We start from the raw sequence: 1613 nt of genomic DNA, 5'->3' as shown, positions 1-1613 counted from the left end.
GAACCGTTCCACGTCCCGTTGTCGGCACCGGTCAGGAACTCGACCTTCGTCCCGTCATCGCCCTTCAGGCGCCACTTGCACCGCGACTGCTCATCGGTCGCCGTGCCGCCGACGCAGGACGCGTCGTCCGGCACCAGTTCACCCGCGTGCCCGCCCAGCGACAGCGTCAGGTTCGGCCCGCCCCAGCACTGGTCCCCCGAACCCGGGATCCCCGCCTTGTCGCACGGACGGTACGAGCGCTCGACGAAACCGACGTTGGTGTCCCAACCGTCACCGACCCAGGAGGCCTGGGCGTTCGTCGACGCCGTCTTCCCGTCCACCGACGCCGAGTCGTACTCGAGGGAGAACGCCGGAGGGGTCCCGACCAGGGCTGGCGGCAGCTGGATCGGATAGCTGTAGCTGAACGAGCCGGAGGCGTTGCCGGCTGCCCAACTCTGGTTGGATGACAGTGGCGTGGCGCTGTACGTTCCCGTCCCGCTCGACGGCGCGGCGTCGAGCGCCAGCAGCACCCGCCCCGGAGCGGCGAGCGACTCGGCGGCGGCCGCGGACTCCGACCACGCCCCCTTCTGCCGGCCGGCCGCGGCGGTGGCGGGCAGCTCGACCTCCGCCACCAGCCGCTTCGCCTGCTCGTCGTAGTGAGAGGCCACCGGCTTCCGAGTGCGGCAACCATCGGCTTCCGGTGTGCTCAGCGCGCACTCCGGCAGCTCCACCAGCCGTGCTCGATGGGCGAAGTCGCCACCGAAACCCAGCCCAGCCGGATCGATCCCGACCCGGACCCGACCCGCCTCTGGCACCTCACCGCGCGAGAGCGACACCATGGTGCCCGGCACACCGGCGGCGGATGCCTCCTTGAGATCGGCGACCCGCACCTGCACTGAGGACACCCCGGTGGAGGGCGCGACCGGGGCCAGCCAGACCGGCAGATCACCGGCCTGCTTCGCTCCGCCCCGGTCCAGCCCCACCACCGCACTGCCCGACTTCGGCTGCGGCACCGACTTCGGAGGCGCCCAGTTCGGCGAACCGGTCACCGGTGCAGACGACTTGGGGTGGTCGGCGACCCCGGAAACCGAGACCGTCCTCGACAACGGCGTGTTCGGAGGTGACCAGATCCCGCCCTTGTCGCCCGAAACCCCAGCTGCTAAGGCCGGTACCACGGGCGACAACAACGACCCCAGGATCGCCAGCGAACTCACTGTGGCCATTCGGGATTTCAGTCTTATCCGAGGCGAACATTCCTTGGCGACTAATCGACGGAACCGGACATTTTTCACGAACACGTCTTTCCCCCAGTCGAATTGCGAGCCGCACCCGCGCGCGGACCGACAGCTAAGGGCGGAGCGTAGGCCCCGCAAGGCACAGCGGTCTAGCGCGTTTTCGAACCACTCCCGAGGTGATCAGCGTCACACTGGTGGAAATATGGAGTGGTGAAGTCAAATCGGACAACTTTGCAGGAAAATGAAGTTGACTAACCTTTTGCCGGACGCGATAACTTGCAAACGCCACTGTCCGAAGCCGACGGACAAGATGGCCTTCAAGCGACTGACCTACAACCCCGCCGTCGTCGTCGAGTACGACCGCGTCCCCAACACCCCGACCAATCCCTACGCCTGGCC

At 67.5% G+C, this 1613-nt stretch carries 1 pseudogene; it reads right to left on the bottom strand.

The window, feature by feature from the left end:
• Positions 1 to 1202 (bottom strand): annotated as a pseudogene (locus AB0O91_RS41170) (hypothetical protein); the annotation flags it as partial.
• Between the last annotated feature and the right edge of the window lie 411 nt (positions 1203 to 1613).

It is taken from the genome of Kitasatospora sp. NPDC089797 (assembly GCF_040684795.1).
Classification (GTDB): domain Bacteria; phylum Actinomycetota; class Actinomycetes; order Streptomycetales; family Streptomycetaceae; genus Kitasatospora.
The sequence above is the reverse complement of the archived record's forward strand: the minus strand, read 5'-3'. Positions and strand labels throughout refer to the sequence as shown.